Raw genomic sequence first — 24443 nt, forward strand, 5'->3', positions numbered from 1 at the left:
AAGGGCGATTCTTTTCGTATACACTCATTTATGTTCCGCCGGTGTCCAACGCTCCTGTTCACTCGACGCAGGGTAATCAATTCCATCCGGATAGGCAATTAGCTCGATGAGTGACCCCCACGGTGCCTTCCCGTATACGCCTTTGTTATCTCCATTGTCTTCGACGCCGGCTAACGGGTGTGGTTTCGATAACAACTGTCCACCCGCACGTTCAAAGCGCTGAGCCGCCTCTTGCATATCATCCACATAAATCGCGAAATGATGTAAACCGTACGATGAGATTCCTGTCGGTTCGGTTCTATTTACACGTGAGACTTGAAACAATTCGATAGACGGTCCTGATTTGATTTGAAGCAGTCGCATATGGATGATTTGTTGTCCGTCTGGTAAGTCTAGTTGCTGCTCTGCCTCTTTCCCTTCCATCGGTTCATCTTCTGGACGTTGCACGTCATAGCAAATCTCAGCGTGGAACGCATCCTTCAAGAAAGTAGTTGCCTCCTCAATAGAAGGCACTGTCAGGCCAATGTGTTCAATTCCTCTGTTCATGATGAGTCCCCTTCCATTGTTGACGGATCCGATCCATCCACGTCATGACATCCCGTGAATAAAGTCGCGTCTCGTCAGATTCACCAGAAATGACACGATGCATCGCGTCGATTTCATAGCGTAATGCCTGCTCCGTCTCCCCGAGCTGAACGGTCTCAACCGAGCCATCTTTCGTGTACGTTATGGTTGCCTCCGTCGCACGAGGAAACGCATTGACGGTAATGTACCCCTCTTCTCCGGCGACTACTCCTTGCTTCGGTAACTTCATACGCATCGCAAGGGTAATGTTCACCATTTGATCAGAATCCGTACGAAGAATCATACTCGATTGTTCATCGACCCCGGTCTTGTATGGCTTCATTGTCGTCAACACTTCCACTACTTCTTCGTCCAAGAAACTTCGAGCGAACGATAAGGCGTACGTCCCAATATCGAGCATCGCACCCCCAGCCAATTCCGGATTGAAGAATCGGTTGGACGGATCATCTTCTTTATAACTGCCAAACGTCACATGAATCATATTGACCCGTCCGATTGCACCTGCCTGAACACGACGTCTCAACTCTTCAAAGAGCGGCATATGATAAATCGTCATCGCTTCGAGCACAACCACTCCTTGATCATCAGCCAGACGTTGAATGTTCCCGAGCTCTTCACTGTTTAGTGTGATAGCTTTTTCGCAAAGGACATGCTTTCCATGTACGATGGCTTGTTCCATCATCGAATAATGGAGGTGATGAGGCGTCGCCACGTAGACGATGTCGATGTCAGGTGACGACAACATCTCATCTAACGTTTGGTAGACCTGTTTTATCCCATATTTTTGCGCAAATTGTTCGGACTTTTCAACGTCTCGTCCCCACACCCCGTAGGCAACCCCCTCTGATTGCGCGAGCGCTTGAGCGAATTCTGTCGCAATCGTACCTGGTCCAATGATTCCCCATTGCTTCATTTCACTTCCCCCGTTTCTGTTGAATAGACGACTGTATCATGATGCGATGCGACGATGACGTGCGTGACGACATCTGTGAACATGGACGTATCAACCACGCCACGTACTTGAGATAACTGGTGGTGCACCTCAATCGATTCTTCAGACGGACGGACGACCACGTCGAGTAATCGGTTTCCGTTAATCGTCACCAAGGCCCCATCACTGTTCAAACTTTGACGAACTTGTAGAGATTCCACCCATGGGAACCTTCGAACTTTCTCGCTAACATAAGTGAATGCTTGTGGAAGAACCTCTAAGACAACCGGGTGATCAAACGTCAATCGTTCAACAAATTTAGAGTCATCCACCAGCAATACATATCGCTTCGCCATGGTCGCAATGAGTTTTTCTTCCGTATGAATCCCGCCTCCACTCTTCAAGGCATGGTATCGTGTATCGACTTGGTCACACCCGTCAAAGGCAAGGTCGATCAGTGAGACATCCCCCGTCTCGACAACCCGAAGCCCTTTTTCCAGACAAGCGCGTCGTGTCACAAACGAAGGCGTCACGATTGTCACGTCCAGTTCATTCGCATGAATCCTATTGATGAGGTATTGAATCGTACTGCCACCCCCAAGACCGATTGTCATCCCTGACTCAATCCAAGGGAGCGCGGCTTCCGCACACTTCTCTTTTACATCCATCCGTTCATTCCCCCTGTAACAATTGTTGGCCTGTACGATCGGTTGTCACGATGACATCAAGTAACTGATGTTCGGCTGCGACTCGAATCGCCTCGACTTTCTCACTTCCATAGGCAACCCCGATTTTAAGTGGCACCTTTGTGAGTTGTTGATGTTCAATATGGACTGTTCGATCCGATAATGAAGTGGTCACGGTCTCTCCATTCTGATTATAAAAGTGCGAGCAAAGATCTCCGATGATTTGGAGTTCGTTCATTTCTTCGGTAAACGTTTGGCCATAGAAAGCCAACCAGTTGGATTCCTGATTCAGTTGGGCCGAACCGATCCCAAAGAGGGCGATGTTCATCCGCCCCCACAGCTCCACGACTTCTTGAGCATGTGTTGATTGCGTCAATGCTTGTTTGATGGCGGCATCCGGTAAAATAGCAGGAACATCGATTAGTTTCGAACGTCCACGCCATTTTCGTGAGGCGTCATACGCTAACGTGTTCGCATGGAAACGACTTTCGAGTTTTCCGTCCGGTCCACCGATGAGTGGCACACATTGGATAGTTGAATATTCCTCTTTCGGTGTCAGTGCTTCCACGACGGAAGCGAGTGCTGTCCCCCAAGAAAAGCCGATCACATCGTCCTTAGTCACCATCGACTCGACGTATGTTGCGCACGCTTCCCCCATACGCTGTAACGTCTCTTCGCGTTGTCCTGACTTTTCAGGTACAAGGATGACATGTTTTAAACCAAACCGCTCTTTCAGTTGGGCTGCCACGTCAATTGATTGAAAGTGATCATAATCGATTTGAAACTTCACGATTCCTAACTCCCGAATCCGTTTCAACATGCGACTGATAGTTGCCCGATTGACATCGAGCGTCTCTGCAATCTGATGTTGTGTTTGATTCTGTTCGTAATACAAATGCGCTACTTCATAAAGCCTCTTCAGTTCTTCTGACATTCAGTCACACCCCTTTGCACAAATGTACGACTAAATGAACATTTGTGCAAATTAGGATGCATCTAATTTAATGAAACTGAAAAGAGCGACGAATAGAATCGTCGCTCCGTCCTTTCATATATACTTCGTACACCAATCAGACTTAAGACGCTCAGTCTTTTTTCGTCAGCAAATTAGTAAGTGTTTTTCTCACTTCTGGATTTTTTGCTAATGCTAATGCGGCACCACTGACTCCTGCTACAATCGATGCTCCCATCCATTTCTTGAACTCCGAATCTTTTTGAAATGACTTATCTACCATGCGTTCAATACGATCATTGAGTTTGTCTCTATTTTCATCCGATAGGTTGTCTTCTTTAAGTTGCTCAGCAAAGACCTCAATCGCTTTATCAATTGTACCGTACACTTTATCTTGCGATTTTGAGCCAACTCCTCCCATGTTGCTAACGGCATTTATGACGTCTGGAGTATGCTTCAATATCATTTCGTATTGTTGAAAAGGGATGTCATTCATCTCATGTTCATCTCCCATAAGCTGTTTTGCAGATTGAACAATTTCTCCTTTTTCACTCATCACTCTACCTCCTAGTGTAATCTCAGTTCAATGATATGATACCCAATATTCGACAAACAGAAATACTGATAATAACAATATGACAACTTTCAACTTTACATGTTATACAAACGGCAATGCCTCTTCATGTTCTGTATTCGCATTGAGCAAGCCACGGTTATGGAACGTCGAACTTAAATCTGCATAATGCGTCGTGATTGGCAGTCTTGTTTTCAATAGCGAGTGGACGTGCATGAACGATAAGCGATAGACATCCGTCAAAACGGCTTCAAACGGCAAGGTCGTTGTCTGTTGGACGACTTTGAGTGGTTTCGCCATCCCGACACGCACGTGAGGGTTGGTCGAAAGTAGATAACCCATACGTCCTTTTGTATAGCTGAGCCCCTGTGAGGTCTTCCATTCTTTCTCGTAAATCGCCATCCGTCGATTGACGTTTTTTAAAATCTCTACGTAATCGAATTGAATTCCGCGCGGAGAAAGAAGCGAATCGATGAGCGCCAAATCTTCACGACCGAATCCATCCCGGTGGAACGTGATATGCTTCGGTGCATGACCGTATTGTTTTTCAAACGCATGAAGTGTGTCATAGACGATTTCCCGCATCGTCTCACCACTGATTTTTTCCCCTGCTTCACTTGTCGAAAGCGATTTCTGCTTAATCATTGCCCCGTCTTTCCCAATGATTTGAATGATGCCTGCTGCGTGTTTACCATTCTCATGGCTTACGTCTAACCCGACAAAACAATCCGAGTGGAGCGGTTCACCAAGAATCCAAGGCTGGAGACCTGCCTTCACGTAAATACCGAGTAGGATGTTGTATAGTGTATCCTCGGAACTTAACACGCGGTCATGCAACTCGACACATTGCGTCACGACATCGTGTTTCCCACCGAATTGTCGTTTGATCGCTTGATACGAATGCTGGAGTGATACTTCTTCGGCGATAACGATGACGACACCTTCAAAGTGTTGCGGGACATCGTTCAATTGGTACGAAACATCCTCTGCCTGCAACAAATCGATAGAGAGCTTTTGGCTCAGTCCTCTAGGTTTGTTCGAGACGTTGAGTGTCACGCCGAAGCGTTCAGAGGTGGTCTGAAGTTTTTTGATAAATTCGAGCACTTGTTGCCGCTTGTGATTGTCTCGCAGTTTCGGGTCGACAAAGAAACTGACGGTCGCCTCTCCCGTTTCAAATACACCGCCTTGATTTAGACCGGTCTTTGCATAACTGGTGGTTTTCCCCTTTCCAAATCGAAGTCGTGGCGAAGGTAACGTTTGAATCGAGTAGCCGAGACGAGCCGGCCGTACATCTTGTCGTTCAAACTGAAGCATAGGCAGTCGACCAATCAAATCGAGTGCTTCCGGCATCAGTTTCGACATGCGCGCGTCAGGCGACAATTTGATGATGCGACTGATTGCACCGAGATGTCTAGCTGGAATCGTTTCAAATGAACAACTCTGTTTAAGCTGTTCAGGTAAGTATGGAAGAATGTGATTGTTTCGATCTTTTACGTGTACAACGAGCGCGTCGGGTGCGATGACTCGTTTCGGGTCTTTCTTTGCGAAATAATCAATGATCGAACATTTCATAATCGGGCTCACTTCATTCGCTCGGTATGGTGCGACCTCTACAAATTCGTACTCATACGATTTCGGGTGAGTCGAATCGATGACGCGCATCCCTGCAGATACGGATTTCGGATCACGCTTAATCTGCTGCAATAAGTTTTCACGGTATTCAAATTGATGAGTCAAATCGAATCCGAATACAATTTCAGCCGTCTCAGATACATTCACATTGAGATCTAATGCCGGATAAATGAGCAGCCCACTTGTAGACTTTGGATGCGCCTGTTTCGAGCGGAACTTTCCACGGTTCATCATGTAATTTGGATGAGCCAATCGCTCTAACTGTTTTTTCAACAGACGTTCAAGTAATGTTCGCTCGACATTCCGTGATGGACTGATCGGACGCGCCTCATATTGAAGAAACGTCTCGTCTCCCCAGTGTTTGATTTCCTCAAATGAAGCAATGTACTGATCGAAAAACACCATCGGTTGAAAATTGTTCAATTTATTCAAGTGAAAAATCAACTTCCCACCCTGCGTATTTCGTGATGATGGATCTTTGAGCGGTACGGTATATAGATGGAGTGTCACGTCCGTTGCTTTCGTTAACGCTCGCCATTCTGTTAAATAGTACTGGTTCATCTTTGTCTCATCCTTCCCCGTTGTTCAATCATTGCATCCACTATAACGGATTTCCTAATAATAGGTAGATAAAATAACGGATAGGGTTCAAATGAGAAGTTTACTTCTGAGATAGAGATTTTAAAGGTAGATTTATGTGGAGTGTTATAGGGGGCGGTTGAATTAAAACGAAGAAAAGATGTGACCAACACTTTAAAATATCTTTTTTGAAGTGACATGGAGAAAAATATCATAATATTTTCAATGAAACGGGCATTCGTCATTTCACAGGAAGACTATGAAGATTTGTCGCATAACGTATTCGTCTCCTTGACGTTAATTATGCTACTGTTATTCGCCGTCTTCTATTCACAGATTGGCGGAGAAAGTATCGACGTGACGTACTTCGTCATCAACATCACGTTCAATCTCGTCGCGACGTTCGTCCAGTGTGCCTTGATCGCCGAAGGGAAAGAAAAGAACACGCTCCGCGGGTTGATGTTGTCGCCGGCGAGCACGCTCGACATCTTGCTCGGGAAGAGTGCACTCACGTTCGTAACGACACTCGTTTTGATTGCAGCTTGCGCCTTCATCATGGGATACAACCCGGCGAAACTGCTCGTCATCTTACTCGCATTGATCGTCTCGACGTTCTTTTATATCGAGATTGGGACAATTCTCAGATTGATGACGAAGACGGTCATGGAAGCCTCGCTCATCGTCATACCGGCGTTTTTCTTCTTTTCGTTCTCACCGATGTTGTTGGTGTACGAGGATCGATTCTCCATCATCGGTCTGCTCGATTACTTACCGAACATCGTCTTGATCGACCTCGCGCATCAAATCGAAGCGAGCGCTGGACTCGGCTCTGCATGGGTGGAACTTGTGATTCTGTCTGCTTGGGCGCTCGTTATGTTCGTCTGCATGGGTGGAACTTGTGATTCTGTCTGCTTGGGCGCTCGTTATGTTCGTCGGAAGTATTGTGATGTATAACCGGAAACAGACAGATTAATAGAAAAATGGTGTCGCTCCGACTTGAAAAGCGACACCACTTGATAAATTTTATAAGTCTTTAAGATCTTCTATATCATCTTGACGATCATGCTTTATCGCATCTAACGCACTAATAGTTGACTCAAAAATCTCTATATCAAAACCTTTATTACCTAATCTGAATCGTTTTTCTACCAGTTCTTCATTAATAGATTTTGAACTCTCTAACATAGAAATTACAGAGTCTATTCTTTGACTCGGGTGTGAGCTTTTAAGTATCTTCCATTTCTCATTCATCACATGTAAATAATGATTAAAAGCTAATTTTTCCGTCCATGGTATATTGGCTGGATCAGGACTTTCAAGTAAAGAACGACTATATTCAGTAACAGGACCGAAAAAGTCTTTTAAATTTCTTTTAAATGCCAAGCTTAATTGTTGTTGATTGTATTCTCCTAAAGTATTTCCATCAAAATACCATGTTCCCTTTCTTTTAAATTCATCTTCATCGCTTTCAAAGAAAATACTAGGATCAAAAGATCTAACATTTCTATAATTCCCCGTTGCAATGCCCGATACTCCAACTCCACCAAAAATTAAACTTTGTTGATTGGAATATCCCATAATAACTTTTTTTCCTGCGATATTTAAGCTTATCAAAGCGTCGAGGAGACTGTATAAATAACTTTCGTTTTTTATCAAATAGCTATCAGGACTTTTTAAAACTATATAATAACCATCAACTGGATATTGTACACATCTATTAATTAATTCACTGAATTGTTTTTCATTTTTTACTACATCGGGACCTATTGCTAAGGTTTGATATGTAACTTTTTCTTCAGGGTATGCCATACCACCCTTCATCATATTTTCATGAGCATCAAACCACTCTTCAGTAATACTATTTGTATACATCCCAGGAATAATATATTCATCTACACTAAGATGTTCATGTTGATATTTAATAACATTCTCACCAAAAATCTGAGCTGTTTGTTTATCAAATTCAAGAGTAGAGTAATTTAGGCCATCAAAATAGGGAAACTTTAAGATTTTATCCATATTAGTTTTTGGTTCATAAAATTGTGGATCAAATAATATTTTTTTATCTTTTCGCTGTAATTTAGAACCATGTTGTGCAATCTTAACTATCGATGACTGTCTTTGAAGTGACCTCGGAGACAAAATAAAAGCTATATCATCGGACTTGTCTGCAAATTCTTCATTTAATTTCATCATCCCATATCCTTGTTGTAGATAAAACGTCATTTCACTCATCCTCTCTATTCAATTCAGTTTTTCAATTATTTTGGTGACGCTTATTGGTCTACGATGTAATTCTTTATTCATGCTTCTAAAAACTAAATTATTAAATGCCTCATTTGGAGTTTCTAATTTAGGAACTTTCAATTTCAAAGTATTTTCAATGACTTCCATATTGGACATACCATCTTTTCGAAACGGATGAGTACCTGTACTTAACTCCCACATTAACACTCCCCATGAAAAAACATCAGTTCTATCACAAATTATTTTTTTTTGATTCAATATTTGTTCTGGCGCAGCATATCCTATTGTCATTGGCCCCCAAAAAGCAACGTCTGCGGTGAGAGACTCTTTAGTTAAATCCCTAGCAATACCAAAATCTAGTAAAGTAATTTTATTATTATGTATAATTATATTCTCAGGCTTAATATCACGATGAACCAATTTTTTAGAATGAACTAATTCAAGTGCGTTCAATAGATTGATGCCTATATTTAAAACATCTTTAAACTCATAATCCTGTTTTAATATGTAATTTCTTAAGCTTTCTCCTTCAACAAACTCTTCAATTACATACAAGTAACTATCTGCCCCAATCTCAATTTCACCATGATCATATACTTCAGGAAAGTAAGAAGATTTTAGAGTCTCTGCTATATCTAACTCTCTATTGGCTCGAAGTAAGGAATTAGCTTCATTAATTTTTATTAACTTCATAACATGAAAAGAATTTCCATTTTCAAATTTAAAAACTATTTTTTGACCCCCTTCTCCTATTTTTTCCAAAAGATTTATTCCTTCAAACTCAGATAAGATTTTCTGTCGCAATATCGCCTCATTCATTTTTCTAACTCCTTTATAAGTCGTTCGTTAATTTCCCATAGCAGAGGGGTATTAATTAGTTTTTTGTTATTAGTGTATACTTTTGTAGTTACTTCCTTGTTACCAGAAACAATCAAATTTACCCCCGTTTTTTTACATAACTCTTCGCATTTAAACAAAATATCTTCAGATAATGTAGGAAGTAATACTAATGATTCATTGGTAAACCATAGATGTCTTTCCGCTTGTTCAATAACATACTTCCAGTTCGTTAACTTTGCTTCGACACACTTAATACTCTTTACAGCTAAAATATCCTCATTCTTTTTTATCTTAATTAAATGACTTCTTTTTTCAATTAACCCTCTACTTTCTAAATTAATTACAATTTTAGATATTTGATTATCACTAACATTCAAAAAATCTCTAAGTTTTTCCGTTCGTATCCATCTCTTATTATACAAAAAAGTTAAAGCGTAACTATGAATTCTTGAAAATGGACTATCATATTTTTTTTCGATTCGCTTTTCTATTATATGTGGATGATATTTAACTACTACAATATCTGGACGTCCATAATTTGTTTCTAATTCTACAAAAATCTTAGTATTCTTCTTTTTACTTTCATGCAATACAAAACTATCTACTAATTCTTTCTCAGTATTAAACATGTGCTTACTCCCTTTGAATTTCAAAAAAATAAATGTATTAAAAAATTTGTTCTATTAATTTTACTTAATTGAAATACTGATAACTAGAAATGCCTTTATCAGAAATTTTACCATATTTTTGATAAAGGCATTTCTGATATTCCTCCATCTATAGTTAATTTGCTCCAAAAAAAACGCTGAACCCATTTTCACAGGTTCAACGTCAATTATAAACTTACATCATGCCGCCCATTCCACCCATGCCGCCCATGTCAGGCATTGCAGGGCCGTCTTTTTCTGGCTTGTCTGCAATGACGGCCTCCGTTGTGAGGAACATCGCTGAGACAGATGCTGCGTTTTGGAGTGCTGAACGCGTCACTTTCGCTGGGTCGACGATCCCGTGTGCGATCATGTCGACATATTCGCCAGTTGCCGCGTTGTAGCCGACACCGACTGACTCGTTCTTGAGCTTCTCGACGATGACCGAACCTTCTTCACCCGCGTTTTCCGCGATTTGACGGACCGGTGCTTCGAGTGCACGAAGGACGAGTTTCACACCAGTCGCTTCATCCGCTGTCACTTCTGCAAGCAACGCACGAACGGCTGGGATGACATTGATGAGTGATGTACCACCACCCGCAACGATTCCTTCTTCAACTGCTGCACGTGTCGCGTTGAGTGCGTCTTCGATGCGGAGTTTACGCTCTTTGAGCTCTGTCTCCGTAGCTGCACCGACTTTAACAACGGCTACGCCACCTGCGAGTTTCGCGAGACGCTCTTGGAGTTTTTCACGGTCGAAGTCAGACGTTGTCTCTTCGATTTGGTTACGGATCGTTTGAACGCGGGCTTTAATCGCGTCTTCGTTCCCTGCACCTTCGACGACAGTCGTTGTGTCTTTTGTGACGACGACTTTCGATGCACGACCGAGCATGTCGAGTGATGCTGATTTGAGATCGAGACCGAGGTCTTCTGTGATGACTTGACCACCTGTGAGTGTCGCGAGGTCTTCAAGCATCGCTTTACGACGGTCACCGAATCCTGGTGCTTTGACGGCTACCGCGTTGAACGTACCACGAAGTTTGTTCAAGACGAGTGTCGCGAGGGCATCGCCTTCGATATCTTCTGCGACGATCAAGATCGGCTTCCCTTGTTGCACGACTTGCTCGAGTACTGGGATGATTTCTTGAATGTTCGAGATCTTCTTGTCTGTGATCAAGATGTACGGGTTGTCGAGTGACGCTTCCATCTTGTCAGAGTCTGAGATCATGTATGGTGACAAGTATCCACGGTCGAACTGCATTCCTTCAACGACGTCGAGTTCAGTCGTGAAGCCGCGTGATTCTTCGATTGTGATGACACCGTCGTTCCCGACGCGCTCCATCGCTTCTGCGATCAATTCGCCGACTTCTTCGTCTGCTGCCGAGATGGCCGCGACTTGTGCGATCGCTTCTTTTGACTCGATTGGTTTCGAGATGGCTTTCAACTCTTCAAGTGCGCGTGTGACCGCTTTGTCGATTCCTTTACGAAGAATCATCGGGTTCGCGCCCGCTGTGACGTTCTTGAGCCCTTCACGAATCATCGCTTGTGCGAGGACTGTCGCTGTTGTCGTACCGTCCCCTGCGACTTCGTTCGTCTTCGACGCGACTTCCGCAACAAGTTTCGCGCCCATGTTTTCGAAGCGGTCTTCGAGTTCGATTTCTTTCGCGATTGTCACGCCATCGTTTGTGATGAGTGGTGAACCGAATTTCTTCTCGAGGACAACGTTGCGTCCTTTTGGTCCAATCGTTACTTTGACTGCGTCAGCGAGTGCGTCGACGCCGCGAAGCATCGCATGACGTGCATCTTCTGAGAATTTAATATCTTTTGCCATCGTTCATTTCCCCCTAAAAAAAGTTTTTGAATAATGGTGCTTAGCCTACGATTGCGAGAATATCGCTCTCGCGAACGATTAAGTATTCTTTTCCATCATGCTTCACTTCGGTACCTGCATACTTCGAGTAGATGACCAAATCATTTTCTTTCACGTCGAGATCGATGCGCTTGCCTTCGTCCGTCACGCGGCCTGTACCGACTGCGACGACTTTCCCTTGTTGCGGCTTTTCTTTCGCCGTATCAGGAAGCACGATGCCCCCGATCGTCTTTTCTTCTTTCTCCACGACTTCGATGATGACACGATCGCCTAGTGGTTTTAACATGGAAAAACCCTCCTCCGAATATGAATGATGTAATGTGTATCGTAAGGTTTTAGCACTCAGTTAAAAGGAGTGCTAACACTGATTAGTGTAGTATGTGTCGATAAAAAAATCAAGTGGGATACATTAAAAAATGCTCTTACTCGCGGTCAAGAGAACTTATTTGTTACAATGAGAAAAAGGTAGGTTCACTCTTATGATTAAGGACGTGTTGAATTGGCTACACTAAACTCAAACCAATCGATAAATACCCGTTTTTCGATGGCGCCTAACATTCGCCTCCGGCACCTCACCCCGATTTTACTATATGCGTTCGTCCAACTGTTCCCGCTCGTCATTAGGGAAGTACGACCGGAATGGTTGACGGAAACGTTCGTCGGGCTCTGGCTCGCCATCGGATTCGGTGTGACGATTGTTCTGTCGATTTTGCTCATCTGGCCAGACTTGAAACAATACAAAGCCCAAGGCATCCAGTCGAACTTGAACGACACGGTCAAATGGATCGGGCTCGGAATTTTGATGCAATACGGGCTCGTCATCGTGGCGAACTTGATTGAGACGGCCATTACTGGCGACCTTGTCGAGTCGATGAACACACAAAATATTGCCGAGATGGTGGAAGTCATTCCACTTATGATTTTGCCGGTCGTCTTGCTTGGACCAATCATCGAAGAGATTCTTTTCCGTCATATTTTGTTCGGGAACTTGAACGCGCGCTTCGGTTTCTGGATTGCCTTTGGTGTCAGTTCGATTTTATTCGCACTCATCCACCAAGATAATCGATTCCTCGTGTATATCGCGATGAGTTTCGCGTTCTCTTACGCGTATGCGAAGACAAGACGATTGATCGTTCCGATCGCCATCCACGCGTTTAACAACGCGCTCGTGATGCTCGTACTATTTTTAATGTAGAAATGAGGTGGCAGTTATGCCGCGACAATTAAAAGTGATGATGCTCTTCAGTCTATCGTTCGGTGTGTTGTTCACCGTCCTCGCGTACTTCTCGGTACAAGAGTACGGCTTCAGCTTCTGGACGTACTTTATCATCGCCGTCGCCGCTTACGACTTTTTCAAAGTGTATCAAATCTTGGCACTCGCCCGAAAAGTCAAAAAAGAAGGCACGGACAAATCCGCATAACGAAACCCCGAGCCTTACGAGCTCGGGGTTTTTCTTATGGCTGTAACTTTCGATCGATCCTGTATTTCTTCTTGATAGACACTCCGAATGAGCAGTCCACGCAAACCGAACACCACACCTAATAATACATAAATGGCATCAATCAGTAGAATCTGTGGTTCATCCAAGAAGAAATTGATGACCACGCCAATGACCAGCAAACCGTAAATCGTGATGTTCATGAGTGTCGCATCGACTTGTCTCATGATTCTTTTGCTCACCTTTTCCTCAAGCTTCTCAATCTCTTCGTGTCGATAACCATAGATGGTGAATCCTAGACCCACAATTGTCATGCTAAGAAACACACCATCCCATAGCGCAAACAAAAATAGTCCTACAAAAAAGACCATAAATCCGATCAGCAATTTTTTACGCACAATATCCCTCCTTATGATGGAATCCATAGTTTCGCAAAATCAAAATAACCGAACAAGTCGACACAGACGTCCTTCAGCTCGACCGGGAACGGAATCGTTCGCTCCTCGTTATAGAGCGGGATAAAGTACGACTTCTCTTTTAACTCGCGCTCGATCTCTCGGTGCAGCGGCAACCAGTCCTCAAACGGCAGGTCATCATATTGCCCGACCCGCTCCGCCATCCCTTCTATATAAGGGAATACTTTATGTGGGGGCGAGTACTCATTCGTCATGAACTGTTCAAACCCGAGCGTGATGTTCCGCTCGAACACTTCCCCGTGAACGACCAAATCGACGTATTCATAATACGTCTTGTCATGAATCGAATCTTTGAAGCTGATGGGCACGAACTCATAGGCAATCCCATGACGTGTCAACATCTCGGCAATCCAGTCGGTCGTATCGTTCGTGAAGTCCGTCTGTTTGATGCGAATCGGTCGGTCGAACGGGACAGGTGTTCCTTTTGGAATGCGATACGTCTCGCTCATCGAACCGAGAAACCCTCGGTCGTTCGGTGTTCTTCGCTCATTCAACGTCCCAATCTCCGGTCGAATCTCCGCAATCAAGCGATGCATATAATGCCGCGCCTCTTCATTCGCGAACACACTATTCGGATGACTGTTCAAGATGACAAGCCCGAACCCGGACGGTGTCGAGATGTGTCCGGTTTCTTTGGAATCTCTTGATGAGATGCGATACGTCGGATCGTATCCGTCCGGCACTTTAATGAACTCGACCCGGTCCAGGAGCGCCCGCACCCCAAAATAATTCTCGAAGGCGAGAAGAACCGTCTTCTCCTTGTCATGGCGATCCAATTGAAACGGCCCCGTCCCGACACTTCCTTTAGCGATACTCGTATGAATCATCGACAGTTTCGGGATGTACGAATTCCGACGCCGGTCGAGCGTGACGTCGACGCGATACGTGCCGTTCGATGCGATATGCCGGACGTGCCGATACATATACCGATACGCATCCGACTGAACGAGTGTGCGTAAACTTTTCGTCACATCTTTACTCGTCATGAGCGACCCGTCATGGAATCGGACCCCTTTCCGAAGAAACAATACGAGCGTATTCCCCTGCCATTCATAGTGATGCGCAAGCTCCCCTGTGACCTCACCAGACGCGTCAATCATGAACAGACGATTGAAGACGTTCTGGACGAGGTGGGCACTGTGGATGTCAGCCGCCTCGAGCGGATGTGTCGTCAAAAAGTGGCGACGGCGCGGGATGATGAGCGCATCGCTCGACGTCTGGACGTAACCGAACTTCTTCTCGAGCTGGCGCATGAACCGACCTGCCTGCGCAGGCGACCAGTCCCACTCCAGTTGATTCGTCACTGCCTCGACTGACTCTTTCTCCATGCGTTCGAGCAACTGTTTAGCTAAATCACGCTCGACGTGACGCAACCATTCGAGACGCGTCAAATTCCCCCGTCCGCGTCCGCTCGTATACGTGAGCCACCCTTCTTCTTGCCACCGTGCCAAATGACGCTTCGTCTGTTTCGGGCTTAAATGAATGGCTTCCGCCATATCGGAAATCGTGTACGCTCCGTCCCGACACTCTTTCCACAATCGAAATAAATACGCATCCACGTCACATCCCCCTTAAAAGTGGACATCATTTCTCCATGTCGTCCATTTTTCAAATCCGTTGTCTTGTTTATCATACAGGTACAGAATGGAAGGTGACAAGATGAAATGGAAAGATATACCTAAACCAATAAAAGTTCGACTCGTGACATCATTTTTCAACCGTTCGGTCTCATTCGCCATCATGCCGTTCATGGCACTTCTCTTTGTCAAAGCGTTCAATGAATGGATCGCGGGCGTCTTCTTAATCTCGCTCGTCTGTCTCGGATACGCGATCGGGTTAATCGGGGGATACCTTGCTGATAAATTCTCACGGAAGCGACTTCTCGTGTTGACGGCAAGTCTCACCGCTTCGATGTTTCTCGTCATGACGCTCAGTCTTCAGTTCGACCAGATGATCATTTTCATGATCGCCTATACGATTTTCACGGTCACGAACAACCTCGGGCGGCCTGCGATGAGCGCCATCATCATCGATGCGACAACGCCTGAGAACCGAAAAGCCGTGTACGCGCTCGATTACTGGTTGATCAACTTATCCATTACGATTGGGACGGCACTCGGGGGCTGGCTCTATGTCAGCAATCAATTGTTACTATTTTGGATTTTGACGTTCACGTCGAGCATGTTGCCGATCGCGTACGCAATCTTCCTCGAGGACACGAAACGGACGTGGACCTCTCAAAAGCTTCGCCTCGTCTTCGTCGACGTGTTCCAAAGTTATCAAATCGCCTGGCGTGACCGCCCGTTCGTCAAAGTCGTCTTCGGCTCGATGTGTATCCTCGCTGCTGAGTTCTCAATGGGTAGTTATGTCGCGGTCCGGCTCGCCGATTCATTCGAACCGCTCTCGATTGAATCATGGACAATCAACGGGGTGCGGATGATGAGTCTCATTCAAATCGAGAACACGCTCATCGTCGTCGCGTTGACGTTCTTCATCCAACGTCTCGCCTCACGTTTCTCAAACAAGCACACACTTCTCGGTGGGCTCGTGCTATACACGATCGGGTACGCCGTCATCACGAGTGCGAATTCGATGATGCTCCTTCTCGGTTTCATGCTCATCGCAACATTCGGCGAATTGTTGTACTCACCGGTATTGAACACGGAGAAGGCGAACATGATGCCAGAAGACCGCCGTGGTGCGTACTCTGCGTTTGCCGGGACCTCGTTCGCCGGTGCCGACTTCTTATCACGTTCGACGATTTTGATTGGGTCGCTTCTCACCCCGTTCATGATGAGCGTCTACATCGGACTGTTGGTCAGCTTCGGCTGTTTCCTCGTCTATAGCGGCATCTATGTAAAAGAAAAGCTCGTCCTGCGACGAGCCGCGTCCTAAATCAAACCCATCCTTTCTCAGTGGAAGGATGGGTTTTAGTCGAGCTGCTGTTGGTACATCGCATAGATCAAGGTCAACGCCCGGATGCAGAAAATTGTCGAGAAGCCATAGATGCTCAGCTCGAGCAACGAAACAGATGGATATTGTAGGGCAAGGGAGACCACATAGCCTACTAAACAAAGCAAGACGACAAGTGTGATCGTCCACCCATCCGACTTCCGCTTCATCTTCTCCGCCACCCCCTTCTCTTCTTTCTCTACGCGTTCACGCTGCCAAAAGTAAAAGAACAAGGCATACATCGCAAACGAGATTCTTGGAACGTCGCCTAAGAGTAAATCAAAAATGATGAGACCTAAAAATAAGTATGTCCCCAACTGATAGCCGCTCTGCATTTGAAGACGCGAACGAAGTGATCCGTTTGACCCCCACTTCATAATCCAATCACCGCCACGGTCAATCCACCGTAGACGAACCCGAGTACGATGGCACTGATTGCCATACGTTTATATTGCGGATATTGATAAAGGGCAACCGCCCCACCAACGACGTGAACAAATGCGACGATAAACGTCAAAATCGGAAAAAGCATAAAGAACCTCTTTTCTTTTTAGGAAATCATGGAAACAAATCCATTTTCCGATATACTTGAGTGCGAACTCATTATAACAATTATGGATAAGGAGTTGGAGTTCTATGTATGATTCGCGTATGGATTTGACGACAGAAGAAATGTTACTCGTGAACAGCGAAGTCGAAAAACGAAAACGTAGCTTGCTCGTCGCCTACTTGCTTTGGTTTTTCCTCGGTGCATTTGGTGCGCATCGTTTCTATTTCAAAAAAATCGGTTCAGGAATCGCCATGGTCCTACTCGTCGTCTTGACGCTCGGTCTCGGTGCATTCATCACAGGCATTTGGGCACTCGTTGATGCATTTCTCATGCCGGGTTGGCAACAACGTGAAGTTGAGCAGATTGAGCGCGAGACGATTAAGCTGCTTCAAACACGTTCTGATCGCTATACAGGATTCTAATCAAAAAAGACGATCGGGTCATCTCGCCCCGATCGTCTTTCAACGTTCTGTTAAGTAGAAGGCGAAGTCCCGTGATTTTCGCTCTTTCACTGCATGATGAATCCAGAGCCACGCCAACCCTTCGAGCTCACGAGCAAGTTTCAGCCCGTGGAGCGGATGCGTATCGAAGCCGATCTTGTTCGATAGTTCGACGACAAGCCGCACCGCTTCCTCATCTTCACCCGCGACGAACATGACGGAGCCATCCGGATCGCCTAAATTCTCGACCCCTGTCTGATTGAACGCCTTCACAACTTTCGTATCAGGAATGAGTCGTTGCAAATATTCCGCACCCGACACCCCGTCCGGTCGCTCGTCGAGGCGACCTCTTGTAGCGTCAATGTCCCTTCTCGCTCCGTCCGTGTCCGGTACAGCACCTCATAGCCTGCTCGTTCGAACTGCTCCCCGAGCGTGCGTCCGACTTTCCCGGCACCTAAAATCCCGAGTTTCATGATTCACAGCTCCTCGTCTGTCCGCGTGACCGTTCCTCCGAACTCTGCTGCAAGCCCGTCTAAAATCGATTCTTATGGGAACGTGAACGTGACGATGTGATACGGTTGTTTTTCCTTTTTAGCTATGAAAAATTCCTCCTTTTAGGTAGAAAACATGACGCGCACTTATCCTACTCTTTTTCCCTGCTTTTCCGTAAAAAAACCTAGTCCGCAGACTAGGTTCAGGTCGGTCGTTTTTCATTCAACTCATAGTGTGAATACGGTACACAGAGCGGTGTCCCGTATAGCGGATCCTCGGTCACCACGACTTTGAGACCGAATACGTCTTTCATGAACGTCTCATCGACGACATCGTTCGGACTGCCTTCGCGATACACGTTACCGCCAGCTAATGCGATGACATGATCGGCATAGCGACAGGCCAAGTGAAGGTCGTGAAGTACCATGATGATCGTCTTTCCTTCCAATCGATTCAATCGATACATCAAATCTAAAATCTCGATTTGGTGCGACATGTCCAAGTATGTCGTCGGTTCATCGAGCAGGATCGTCTCCGACTCTTGGGCGAGTGCCAACGCGATCCATACCCGTTGCTTTTGTCCTCCGGAAAGGTTGCTGACGAGCGTGTCACGGAGCGATACCGTATCGGTGAAGGCGAGTGCCCGCTCGACGGCCCGTTCATCGTCTTCCGAATATCGTTTGAAGAACGTCTGGTACGGATAACGCCCAAATCGGACGAGTTGTTCGACGGTCAATCCATCTGGTGCCACGTTCACTTGTGGCATGAAGGCCATGAGTCGAGCCGCCTCTTTCGCTCGATACGAATCGAGCGGTTTGTTCCGAAATGCGATCTCCCCGCCAAGTGCATCTCGCTGTCTCGCAAGCGTCGAGAGGAGCGTCGACTTCCCGCAGCCGTTCGCGCCGAGAAGGACGGTGATTTTCCCATGTGGGATGGAGAATGATAATTGATCGAGCACCGTCTTCTGTTCATATCCGATGGTTACGTGGTTCAAATCAAATGTGTTCATCTCATGCTTCCTTTCATCATCCGTCGAAGTAAGTAGAAGAAATACGGTGCTCCGATGACGGCTGTCATCACGCCGGTCCGTAGTTCATACGGATAAAAAATCGTCCGAGCGAGTACGTCCGCCAACACGACAATCGTCGCCCCGACAAGCAGCGTCGCCCAAATGTAAGGGAGCTTCAACCCTTGTCGAGCGATATGAGGTGCCATCAACCCAACAAAACCGATTGCACCGACAAAGGCGACACCAATGCCGGCGAGTAAACAGGAAAGCAACAACGTCCCACGCTGAATCCCGCGTACCGGTACGCCGATGCTCGTCGCTGTCGCTTCACTGATATGGAGCGGACGAACATGACGTTCAATCAAGAAGGCTGCCAGCAAAAAGAGAAGGACGAACGGCACCATAATCTTCAATTGATTCCACGTCGCGGCGTAGACGGTACCGGTGAGCCATTGTTGGATATCGTTCTTTCGGTAAACGTTCGAGGCGAGCATCATGAACTGAACGATCCCTTGCGAGAAGATGCTGATTCCGATCCCAACAAGTGCTAGCCGGACAGGCGGGACTCCACGTTTCAACAAATAGAAGAGGAACATCCCGACAACAATCGCCCCAAGGAACGAAGCGATTGGGATATAGGCGAGCGGCACTGACAGCTGATTCGTTCGCTCATCGGAGAAAACCGTGAAGAACGTAGCCGTCGCAACCCCTGCACCTCCGACAATCCCGAAAATCTCCGGGGATGCCAGTTCGTTTTTGATTGTCAGTTGTAACAAGTGACCGCTGACGGCGAGACTTGCGCCGGCAGTGATTGCCATCAACACACGTGGCATCCGAAACTCGAAGACGACGAGCTGCTCGAATGCATCCCCTGCTCCGATGAACAGGGCAGCGAGTGAGGCGGGACTAAGGAATGTGTCACCGATGGCGAGCCCGAAATAAATCGACACGAGCAATCCAACGACAAGTAGAAGCGCCAACTCGATTTCACGCTTCCGGAGCGTGAACGAGACAGGACCTTTTCGAAAGCGATATGTTTTCATGATTTAAAGACTCCTTGTCTGACACTGACGAGATAGATGAAGAATGCCCCACCGATGACGGCGAGTACGACCCCAACGGTCACTTCGCGTGGGAACAGGATAACGCGTCCCAGAATATCCGCCGCAAGCAATAGGACGCTACCGATGAGAGCACTTCCGGCGAGACGAGCGAAAAATGCCGTCCCGAACAGATATTTCGCCAAATGCGGAGCGAGCAGACCAACAAATGCGATTGGTCCGGCAAGTGCCACCCCGAATGCGGAGAGCACGACGGCGAGCGTCACCGCGACGAACTTGATGATGCCGACATTTTGTCCAAGTGAACGGGCGACCTGGTCTCCGAGCGATAATGTCTCTAACTCTTTACTGAGCAAGAGAACGAGAATGACCGCCGCCGCCATCCATGGCAACAACGTCTCGACGAGCGTGAGCGAGCGTCCCGCGACCGATCCGGTTAGCCAGAACAGTACCTCATCAAGCGCGCCTTCCTCATACGCGATGATTGACTGGGTAAATGAGCTGAATAGAGCGGCAAGCGACGCCCCGGCAAGCGTCATATACATGACGTTCCCTCCGTTCGCACTCAGTAGATAGACAATCACACCGGCAATAAACGCTCCGATGAGCGAGGCTGTCGTGAACGAGGCGATACTACTGAACCCAAAAAGCGTTACGAGCACGATGGCCAGACTCGCTCCGGCATTCACCGCCAAAATATCAGGAGATGCGAGCGGGTTACGGGTCACGAGTTGAAAAATGAGCCCGGCGAGACCCAGGACACTACCGACGAGTAGCGCGACGACCGTCCGTGGGATACGGTTGTCTGCCAAGGCAATCATCGCTTGTGATGACCCGTCCGCTTGGAACGTCATCACATCTTCATGACTGACCGCAATCACACCAACGCGCAATGAAATATAACTTAAGATAGGTAAACAGATGATCAAGAAAAGTAATTTGATCCAAGGTTTTTTCATGTCCTCACTTCTTTCCTTTCCTACCATAGCAAATATTGCGTTCCATAAAAAGGGGTTGACAGTGAGAATCATTATCACATATAGTCAGGAAGGAAAATCACCTACATAGAGGAGAATTGTAATGAAAAAATGGATGCTCGCGTTACTTACGCTTTGCTTAACCGTCGTCCTCGCTGCTTGCGGTGGGTCTGACGATACAGAGAACGATACAAGTTCAGAAACAGCGACTCGCTCGATTGAGCACGCGATGGGAACGGCGGACGTACCTGAAAACCCGGAACGCGTCGTCGTCTTGACGAACGAAGGGACAGAAGCCCTTCTCGCCCTCGGCGTCAAACCAGTCGGAGCAGTCAAATCATGGAACGGCGACCCGTGGTACCCGCACATTGAGTCCGAGATGACAGACGTCACAGAAGTCGGGACAGAAAGTGAAGTCAACTTAGAGGCCATCGCGAAACTCAAGCCAGATCTCATCATTGGGACGAAACTTCGTCAAGAGAACATTTACGACAAATTGAACGCAATCGCACCGACGGTCATGTCAGAGACTTTGAAAGGTGATTGGCAAGAAAACTTCGCCCTTTATGCGAACGCACTCAACCTAGAAGAGGAAGGCAATCAAGCGTTGGCCGACTACGAACAGCACGTCGAAGATACGAAAGCAGAACTCGGAGACGCCGTGAATAAAGAACTCTCGGTCGTCCGCTTCCTTCCTGGCGAGTCACGCATCTACTTCAATGACAGCTTCTCCGGCGTCATCCTTAATGATGTCGGCATCAAACGTCCAGCGTCACAAGATAAAGCGGAATTCGCTGAGCCAGTCGCGATGGAACGAATCCCAGAGATGGCGGGCGACCACATCGTCTACTTCACATATGGTGGAGCAGACGGGTCGAAGACAGCCGAAGAATGGCAATCGAATCAGTTGTGGAAAGACCTCGATGCTGTCAAAGCAGGGGAAGTGACAGAAGTCAGTGATGACATTTGGAACACGTCTGGTGGCGTCTTGTCTGCCAACCAAGTGCTCGATGAACTCGTCGACATTCTAAAATAAATCAAAAGCGCGCCAATTGAATTGGTGCGCTTTTTCATACACTCATATGGTAAAATTTACATATCAACTCATAAGGAGCTTTGCTATGCAACGTACACTTCGAAAGTCGGCGACGGACCGCTCTATTGCTGGAGTATGCGGCGGGATTGCTGAATACGTGAATATCTCTTCACTCGGTATTCGGCTGCTATTCGTCTTTTTGCCGGCTAACTTTCTCATCTACATCCTTCTTGCCAATTTGATGAAAGATGAACCACGCTATCTATAAAAACGCGGAAGCCATGAGCTTCCGCGTTTTTTGGTTAGGCATTCACTTTGTCTTTCATCGCTTCAAGCGCTCCGCTGTTCAGGAAGTGCCATGGCTTGTTGTAGTGTGGTTGGAAGAAGAAGTCGACATAGGCGAGCTCTTCGATCGTCATCTCGTTTTGGATGGCTAGCGAGAGCGTGTTGACCGCTTGCGTCAAATCTGCTTTCGATAACACTTGTCCACCGACAATGCGATGCGTCTCTTTTTCATAGACGAGTTTGAATTCGACTTTCTCTGCGGTCGGCATGAACTCCGGACGATAGGCGTCTTCAATGACGACACTCTCCACTTCGAGTCCGAAGAGTGCTGCCGCTTCTTCCGTCAAACCAGACGACGCGATATTCCAGTCATAGAGTCGAAGTCCTGACGTTCCTTGTGTCCCTTGGTAACGGACGCGTGGTTGCATCATGTTCTCCGCGACGAGCGTCCCCATGCGAACAGCGTTCGTCGCAAGTGGGATATAGGCGTGTGTACGCGCCGGGTTGTAGTAGACGGCACAGCTGTCCCCTGCCGCAAAGATATCCGGGTTGCTCGTACGCATATATTCGTCGACGATGATGGCGCCGTTCCCAAGCATATCGACTTGCCCTTCTAACAGTCCTGTGTTCGGACGGAATCCGACGCAGAGGATGACGAGATCCGCTTCGAATTCACCTTTGTCCGTCACGACGTGTGTGACGTTCCCTTCTGTTCCACGGAACGCCTCGACCGTCTGACCGAGTTCAAGATCGATCCCGCGACTGGTCATGTCCACTTCTAGTGGATCTGTGAACGATTTATCGAGATATTTGTTCAAGATGCGGTCGGCACTATCGATAAATGTGACATGTTTTCCGTATGCTTCGAACGCCTCGACGAGTTCGACTCCGATATAGCCAGCCCCGATGACGGCAATCTTCGTCGCGTCTGTCGCCCGTTCGATGATGCGTTGGGCATGCGCATAGTTTTTACAGAGCTCGATTCCATTCATTTCGATCCCCGGAAGCGTTGGGACGATTGGCCATGAACCCGTCGTGACAATCAAGCGGTCATACGTGTCATGCACGTCTTCCCCGGTCTCAAGATTTTTAGCGTGGACCGTCTTCGCTTCGGAGTCGATCGACAAGACGTCATGTTTCATGCGCATCGTCGCACCGAGTTCTTCAAGTTCACGTGGTGACGAGTAGAATAACTCTTCCGCACGTTGGACGACACCACCAACGTGGAGCGCAATCCCACACGAGAGGAAGCTGACGTTATCGTTCCGCTCGTAAACGGTGATATCGAGATTGTCGTGCTTGGCGAGTAATCCTTTGACTGCTGCTGTTCCTGCGTGTGTACATCCGATGACTGCGATTTTCATATGAGTCGTCTCTCCTTTTATGTTAAACAATACGTTTCGTTTTATATTGTGATAAACATCACATTTACTTCTTGACCTTAGTGTACTATTTCACAATATAAGATTCAATGACTTTGCTCACTTTTTCACGTAAAAGTGTCTAAAGTTTGAACAGAAAAAATCCGCTCATTCTCATGACCGGACTCGCCGCTTTTTCAATAATAGATGATAGATTATTACAAATAGATGCACGATCAAACCGAAGACGTTCATAGCGAGCCCGACGACCGCCCACCACAATGCTCCCCATCCGTATCCAAATGTCAGATTGCCAATCACAAGTACATAGCCACTTACAACCAGTAATGTACCGATCAGGAGTAACACGGACCGTTTTCTTTTCTGCCGCATCACGTGATAGATGGATAGCACCACTCCTAGTGTCAATCCAAGAAACAACAACATCAAAAAGGTCAAATCACTCATTCTCTTTACTCCTCCCGTTTCAAACGAAAAATAGTGAACGTCAAGTAGACAAGGAGACTTCCACCGTATAGGAGCAAACCGTATACGAACCAACCCATTCCATCAAATCCTCTTATGTATCCCACTCCGACGAGCATCATACAAAAACCAATGACCATACTCACAAACGAAATCGTGAGAACCTTATCCGTTTTTGACAGGAACAGATGTCTTCCAGTCCCAATGGATATCCCTGCAAAGATCAACATCATGATTGTCTCAAATCCGTACCATTGCCACCACATGACCCACACCTCAAATCCCTCTTTTTTCCATATTAACATGAGTGAAGGGCTCACAGGTATGTTGAAAGTA

Annotated in this window: 30 protein-coding genes; 7 read left to right on the plus strand and 23 right to left on the minus strand. The window is 46.6% G+C overall.

The genetic code is table 11. From position 1 onward, the window contains the following. Positions 1 to 24: 24 nt before the first annotated feature. The 6 genes from OKS35_RS13980 to OKS35_RS14005 all read right to left on the minus strand — a co-directional run bounded on the left by OKS35_RS13980 (position 25) and on the right by OKS35_RS14005 (position 5921). A complete protein-coding gene (locus tag OKS35_RS13980; protein ID WP_264093291.1) occupies positions 25 to 546 on the minus strand; it encodes a VOC family protein in 522 nt (173 codons plus the stop codon). Then, a complete protein-coding gene (locus OKS35_RS13985; protein ID WP_264093292.1) occupies positions 530 to 1498 on the minus strand; it encodes a Gfo/Idh/MocA family protein in 969 nt (322 codons plus the stop codon). The genes OKS35_RS13980 and OKS35_RS13985 overlap by 17 nt, the downstream gene beginning before the upstream one ends. Next, entirely contained in the window at positions 1495 to 2184 is a 690-nt protein-coding gene (gene rpiA, locus OKS35_RS13990; RefSeq protein ID WP_264093293.1) for a ribose 5-phosphate isomerase A, read from the minus strand. The genes OKS35_RS13985 and rpiA overlap by 4 nt, the downstream gene beginning before the upstream one ends. Before the next feature lie 4 nt (positions 2185 to 2188). Continuing rightward, positions 2189 to 3136, minus strand: coding sequence for a sugar-binding transcriptional regulator (locus OKS35_RS13995; protein ID WP_264093294.1), 948 nt, complete (start codon positions 3134 to 3136; stop codon positions 2189 to 2191). A gap of 151 nt (positions 3137 to 3287) precedes the next feature. Then, positions 3288 to 3710, minus strand: a complete 423-nt coding sequence (locus tag OKS35_RS14000) for a hypothetical protein (protein ID WP_214742982.1) — start codon at positions 3708 to 3710, stop codon at positions 3288 to 3290. 102 nt (positions 3711 to 3812) lie between these two features. Continuing rightward, entirely contained in the window at positions 3813 to 5921 is a 2109-nt protein-coding gene (locus tag OKS35_RS14005; RefSeq protein WP_264093295.1) for a Piwi domain-containing protein, read from the minus strand. A 243-nt stretch (positions 5922 to 6164) separates the two neighbouring features. On the opposite strand from OKS35_RS14005, the gene OKS35_RS14010 reads away from it, so the two are divergent. After that, the gene (locus OKS35_RS14010; RefSeq protein ID WP_264093296.1) at positions 6165 to 6893 is read left to right on the plus strand and encodes an ABC transporter permease; all 729 of its coding nucleotides are present in this window, start codon (positions 6165 to 6167) and stop codon (positions 6891 to 6893) included. A 69-nt stretch (positions 6894 to 6962) separates the two neighbouring features. Here OKS35_RS14010 and OKS35_RS14015 read toward each other — a convergent pair whose 3' ends face one another. From OKS35_RS14015 to groES, 5 genes are all read right to left on the minus strand, one after another. After that, positions 6963 to 8132, minus strand: coding sequence for a hypothetical protein (locus OKS35_RS14015; protein WP_264093297.1), 1170 nt, complete (start codon positions 8130 to 8132; stop codon positions 6963 to 6965). Between the two features lie 51 nt (positions 8133 to 8183). Further along, entirely contained in the window at positions 8184 to 9005 is an 822-nt protein-coding gene (locus OKS35_RS14020) for a serine/threonine-protein kinase (RefSeq protein WP_264093298.1), read from the minus strand. Next, entirely contained in the window at positions 9002 to 9655 is a 654-nt protein-coding gene (locus OKS35_RS14025; RefSeq protein ID WP_264093299.1) for a hypothetical protein, read from the minus strand. The genes OKS35_RS14020 and OKS35_RS14025 overlap by 4 nt, the downstream gene beginning before the upstream one ends. A gap of 214 nt (positions 9656 to 9869) precedes the next feature. After that, positions 9870 to 11504, minus strand: a complete 1635-nt coding sequence (gene groL / locus OKS35_RS14030) for a chaperonin GroEL (RefSeq protein WP_074034799.1) — start codon at positions 11502 to 11504, stop codon at positions 9870 to 9872. Positions 11505 to 11544: 40 nt separating this feature from the next. Beyond that, a complete protein-coding gene (groES, locus tag OKS35_RS14035) occupies positions 11545 to 11829 on the minus strand; it encodes a co-chaperone GroES (protein ID WP_015880602.1) in 285 nt (94 codons plus the stop codon). 213 nt (positions 11830 to 12042) lie between these two features. On the opposite strand from groES, the gene OKS35_RS14040 reads away from it, so the two are divergent. Together OKS35_RS14040 and OKS35_RS14045 are read left to right on the plus strand one after the other, a co-directional pair. After that, positions 12043 to 12738 carry a CPBP family intramembrane glutamic endopeptidase gene (locus tag OKS35_RS14040; protein ID WP_264093300.1) on the plus strand — a complete coding sequence of 232 codons (696 nt, stop codon included), beginning with the start codon at positions 12043 to 12045 and terminating at the stop codon, positions 12736 to 12738. Between the two features lie 16 nt (positions 12739 to 12754). After that, on the plus strand, positions 12755 to 12964 hold the full coding sequence (locus OKS35_RS14045; RefSeq protein ID WP_015880600.1) for a YdiK family protein: 210 nt from the start codon (positions 12755 to 12757) through the stop codon (positions 12962 to 12964). A 14-nt stretch (positions 12965 to 12978) separates the two neighbouring features. Here the strand turns inward: OKS35_RS14045 and OKS35_RS14050 are convergent, their stop codons facing one another. Next, positions 12979 to 13380: a hypothetical protein gene (locus OKS35_RS14050; protein WP_264093301.1), complete on the minus strand. Its 402-nt coding sequence runs from the start codon at positions 13378 to 13380 to the stop codon at positions 12979 to 12981. A gap of 11 nt (positions 13381 to 13391) precedes the next feature. Then, on the minus strand, positions 13392 to 15017 hold the full coding sequence (locus tag OKS35_RS14055) for an ABC transporter substrate-binding protein (protein ID WP_264093302.1): 1626 nt from the start codon (positions 15015 to 15017) through the stop codon (positions 13392 to 13394). A gap of 100 nt (positions 15018 to 15117) precedes the next feature. Here OKS35_RS14055 and OKS35_RS14060 point away from each other — a divergent pair, with 100 nt between their 5' ends. Next, the gene (locus tag OKS35_RS14060) at positions 15118 to 16353 is read left to right on the plus strand and encodes an MDR family MFS transporter (RefSeq protein ID WP_214784950.1); all 1236 of its coding nucleotides are present in this window, start codon (positions 15118 to 15120) and stop codon (positions 16351 to 16353) included. Between the two features lie 35 nt (positions 16354 to 16388). On the opposite strand, the gene OKS35_RS14065 is transcribed toward OKS35_RS14060, so the two are convergent. Next, the gene (locus OKS35_RS14065; RefSeq protein ID WP_264093304.1) at positions 16389 to 16787 is read right to left on the minus strand and encodes a hypothetical protein; all 399 of its coding nucleotides are present in this window, start codon (positions 16785 to 16787) and stop codon (positions 16389 to 16391) included. Further along, on the minus strand, positions 16784 to 16942 hold the full coding sequence (locus OKS35_RS14070; RefSeq protein WP_031424520.1) for a hypothetical protein: 159 nt from the start codon (positions 16940 to 16942) through the stop codon (positions 16784 to 16786). The genes OKS35_RS14065 and OKS35_RS14070 overlap by 4 nt, the downstream gene beginning before the upstream one ends. A 104-nt stretch (positions 16943 to 17046) precedes the next feature. On the opposite strand from OKS35_RS14070, the gene OKS35_RS14075 reads away from it, so the two are divergent. Beyond that, positions 17047 to 17382, plus strand: coding sequence for a TM2 domain-containing protein (locus OKS35_RS14075; protein WP_015880594.1), 336 nt, complete (start codon positions 17047 to 17049; stop codon positions 17380 to 17382). A gap of 39 nt (positions 17383 to 17421) precedes the next feature. Here the strand turns inward: OKS35_RS14075 and OKS35_RS14080 are convergent, their stop codons facing one another. From OKS35_RS14080 to OKS35_RS14100, 5 genes are all read right to left on the minus strand, one after another. Further along, positions 17422 to 17703 carry a hypothetical protein gene (locus tag OKS35_RS14080; RefSeq protein ID WP_264093305.1) on the minus strand — a complete coding sequence of 94 codons (282 nt, stop codon included), beginning with the start codon at positions 17701 to 17703 and terminating at the stop codon, positions 17422 to 17424. After that, a complete protein-coding gene (locus OKS35_RS14085; RefSeq protein WP_264093306.1) occupies positions 17670 to 17873 on the minus strand; it encodes an NAD(P)-binding domain-containing protein in 204 nt (67 codons plus the stop codon). The genes OKS35_RS14080 and OKS35_RS14085 overlap by 34 nt, the downstream gene beginning before the upstream one ends. A 221-nt stretch (positions 17874 to 18094) precedes the next feature. Further along, a complete protein-coding gene (locus OKS35_RS14090; protein ID WP_074034811.1) occupies positions 18095 to 18901 on the minus strand; it encodes an ABC transporter ATP-binding protein in 807 nt (268 codons plus the stop codon). After that, on the minus strand, positions 18898 to 19944 hold the full coding sequence (locus OKS35_RS14095; RefSeq protein ID WP_074034812.1) for a FecCD family ABC transporter permease: 1047 nt from the start codon (positions 19942 to 19944) through the stop codon (positions 18898 to 18900). Before OKS35_RS14095 ends, OKS35_RS14090 begins: the two co-directional genes overlap by 4 nt. Beyond that, positions 19941 to 20921, minus strand: a complete 981-nt coding sequence (locus OKS35_RS14100; protein ID WP_264093307.1) for a FecCD family ABC transporter permease — start codon at positions 20919 to 20921, stop codon at positions 19941 to 19943. Before OKS35_RS14100 ends, OKS35_RS14095 begins: the two co-directional genes overlap by 4 nt. A gap of 121 nt (positions 20922 to 21042) precedes the next feature. Here OKS35_RS14100 and OKS35_RS14105 point away from each other — a divergent pair, with 121 nt between their 5' ends. After that, entirely contained in the window at positions 21043 to 21975 is a 933-nt protein-coding gene (locus OKS35_RS14105; RefSeq protein WP_074034815.1) for an ABC transporter substrate-binding protein, read from the plus strand. A gap of 85 nt (positions 21976 to 22060) precedes the next feature. Then, positions 22061 to 22243, plus strand: a complete 183-nt coding sequence (locus tag OKS35_RS14110) for a PspC domain-containing protein (RefSeq protein ID WP_031424507.1) — start codon at positions 22061 to 22063, stop codon at positions 22241 to 22243. A gap of 34 nt (positions 22244 to 22277) precedes the next feature. Here OKS35_RS14110 and OKS35_RS14115 read toward each other — a convergent pair whose 3' ends face one another. From OKS35_RS14115 to OKS35_RS14125, 3 genes are all read right to left on the minus strand, one after another. Continuing rightward, positions 22278 to 23624: an FAD-dependent oxidoreductase gene (locus OKS35_RS14115; protein ID WP_264093308.1), complete on the minus strand. Its 1347-nt coding sequence runs from the start codon at positions 23622 to 23624 to the stop codon at positions 22278 to 22280. 171 nt (positions 23625 to 23795) lie between these two features. Then, positions 23796 to 24089 (minus strand): hypothetical protein, encoded by a 294-nt coding sequence (locus OKS35_RS14120; RefSeq protein WP_214818659.1) that lies wholly within the window; start codon positions 24087 to 24089, stop codon positions 23796 to 23798. 5 nt (positions 24090 to 24094) lie between these two features. Then, positions 24095 to 24373, minus strand: a complete 279-nt coding sequence (locus tag OKS35_RS14125; protein ID WP_143404743.1) for a hypothetical protein — start codon at positions 24371 to 24373, stop codon at positions 24095 to 24097. Between the last annotated feature and the right edge of the window lie 70 nt (positions 24374 to 24443).

The sequence above is a fragment of the Exiguobacterium sp. N5 genome, assembly GCF_025842465.1.
Classification (GTDB): Bacteria; Bacillota; Bacilli; order Exiguobacteriales; family Exiguobacteriaceae; genus Exiguobacterium; species Exiguobacterium profundum.

Bases quoted from the DNA above. Each gene is read 5' to 3' on its own strand.
- OKS35_RS13980 (WP_264093291.1), bottom strand. From the start codon at position 546: ATGAACAGAGGAATTGAACACATTGGCCTGACAGTGCCTTCTATTGAG.
- OKS35_RS13985 (WP_264093292.1), bottom strand. From the start codon at position 1,498: ATGAAGCAATGGGGAATCATTGGACCAGGTACGATTGCGACAGAATTC.
- rpiA (WP_264093293.1), bottom strand. From the start codon at position 2,184: ATGGATGTAAAAGAGAAGTGTGCGGAAGCCGCGCTCCCTTGGATTGAG.
- OKS35_RS13995 (WP_264093294.1), bottom strand. From the start codon at position 3,136: ATGTCAGAAGAACTGAAGAGGCTTTATGAAGTAGCGCATTTGTATTAC.
- OKS35_RS14000 (WP_214742982.1), bottom strand. From the start codon at position 3,710: ATGAGTGAAAAAGGAGAAATTGTTCAATCTGCAAAACAGCTTATGGGA.
- OKS35_RS14005 (WP_264093295.1), bottom strand. From the start codon at position 5,921: ATGAACCAGTACTATTTAACAGAATGGCGAGCGTTAACGAAAGCAACG.
- OKS35_RS14010 (WP_264093296.1), top strand. From the start codon at position 6,165: ATGAAACGGGCATTCGTCATTTCACAGGAAGACTATGAAGATTTGTCG.
- OKS35_RS14015 (WP_264093297.1), bottom strand. From the start codon at position 8,132: ATGAAATTAAATGAAGAATTTGCAGACAAGTCCGATGATATAGCTTTT.
- OKS35_RS14020 (WP_264093298.1), bottom strand. From the start codon at position 9,005: ATGAATGAGGCGATATTGCGACAGAAAATCTTATCTGAGTTTGAAGGA.
- OKS35_RS14025 (WP_264093299.1), bottom strand. From the start codon at position 9,655: ATGTTTAATACTGAGAAAGAATTAGTAGATAGTTTTGTATTGCATGAA.
- groL (WP_074034799.1), bottom strand. From the start codon at position 11,504: ATGGCAAAAGATATTAAATTCTCAGAAGATGCACGTCATGCGATGCTT.
- groES (WP_015880602.1), bottom strand. From the start codon at position 11,829: ATGTTAAAACCACTAGGCGATCGTGTCATCATCGAAGTCGTGGAGAAA.
- OKS35_RS14045 (WP_015880600.1), top strand. From the start codon at position 12,755: ATGCCGCGACAATTAAAAGTGATGATGCTCTTCAGTCTATCGTTCGGT.
- OKS35_RS14060 (WP_214784950.1), top strand. From the start codon at position 15,118: ATGAAATGGAAAGATATACCTAAACCAATAAAAGTTCGACTCGTGACA.
- OKS35_RS14065 (WP_264093304.1), bottom strand. From the start codon at position 16,787: ATGAAGTGGGGGTCAAACGGATCACTTCGTTCGCGTCTTCAAATGCAG.
- OKS35_RS14070 (WP_031424520.1), bottom strand. From the start codon at position 16,942: ATGCTTTTTCCGATTTTGACGTTTATCGTCGCATTTGTTCACGTCGTT.
- OKS35_RS14075 (WP_015880594.1), top strand. From the start codon at position 17,047: ATGTATGATTCGCGTATGGATTTGACGACAGAAGAAATGTTACTCGTG.
- OKS35_RS14085 (WP_264093306.1), bottom strand. From the start codon at position 17,873: ATGAAACTCGGGATTTTAGGTGCCGGGAAAGTCGGACGCACGCTCGGG.
- OKS35_RS14090 (WP_074034811.1), bottom strand. From the start codon at position 18,901: ATGAACACATTTGATTTGAACCACGTAACCATCGGATATGAACAGAAG.
- OKS35_RS14095 (WP_074034812.1), bottom strand. From the start codon at position 19,944: ATGAAAACATATCGCTTTCGAAAAGGTCCTGTCTCGTTCACGCTCCGG.
- OKS35_RS14100 (WP_264093307.1), bottom strand. From the start codon at position 20,921: ATGAAAAAACCTTGGATCAAATTACTTTTCTTGATCATCTGTTTACCT.
- OKS35_RS14105 (WP_074034815.1), top strand. From the start codon at position 21,043: ATGAAAAAATGGATGCTCGCGTTACTTACGCTTTGCTTAACCGTCGTC.
- OKS35_RS14110 (WP_031424507.1), top strand. From the start codon at position 22,061: ATGCAACGTACACTTCGAAAGTCGGCGACGGACCGCTCTATTGCTGGA.
- OKS35_RS14115 (WP_264093308.1), bottom strand. From the start codon at position 23,624: ATGAAAATCGCAGTCATCGGATGTACACACGCAGGAACAGCAGCAGTC.
- OKS35_RS14120 (WP_214818659.1), bottom strand. From the start codon at position 24,089: ATGAGTGATTTGACCTTTTTGATGTTGTTGTTTCTTGGATTGACACTA.
- OKS35_RS14125 (WP_143404743.1), bottom strand. From the start codon at position 24,373: ATGTGGTGGCAATGGTACGGATTTGAGACAATCATGATGTTGATCTTT.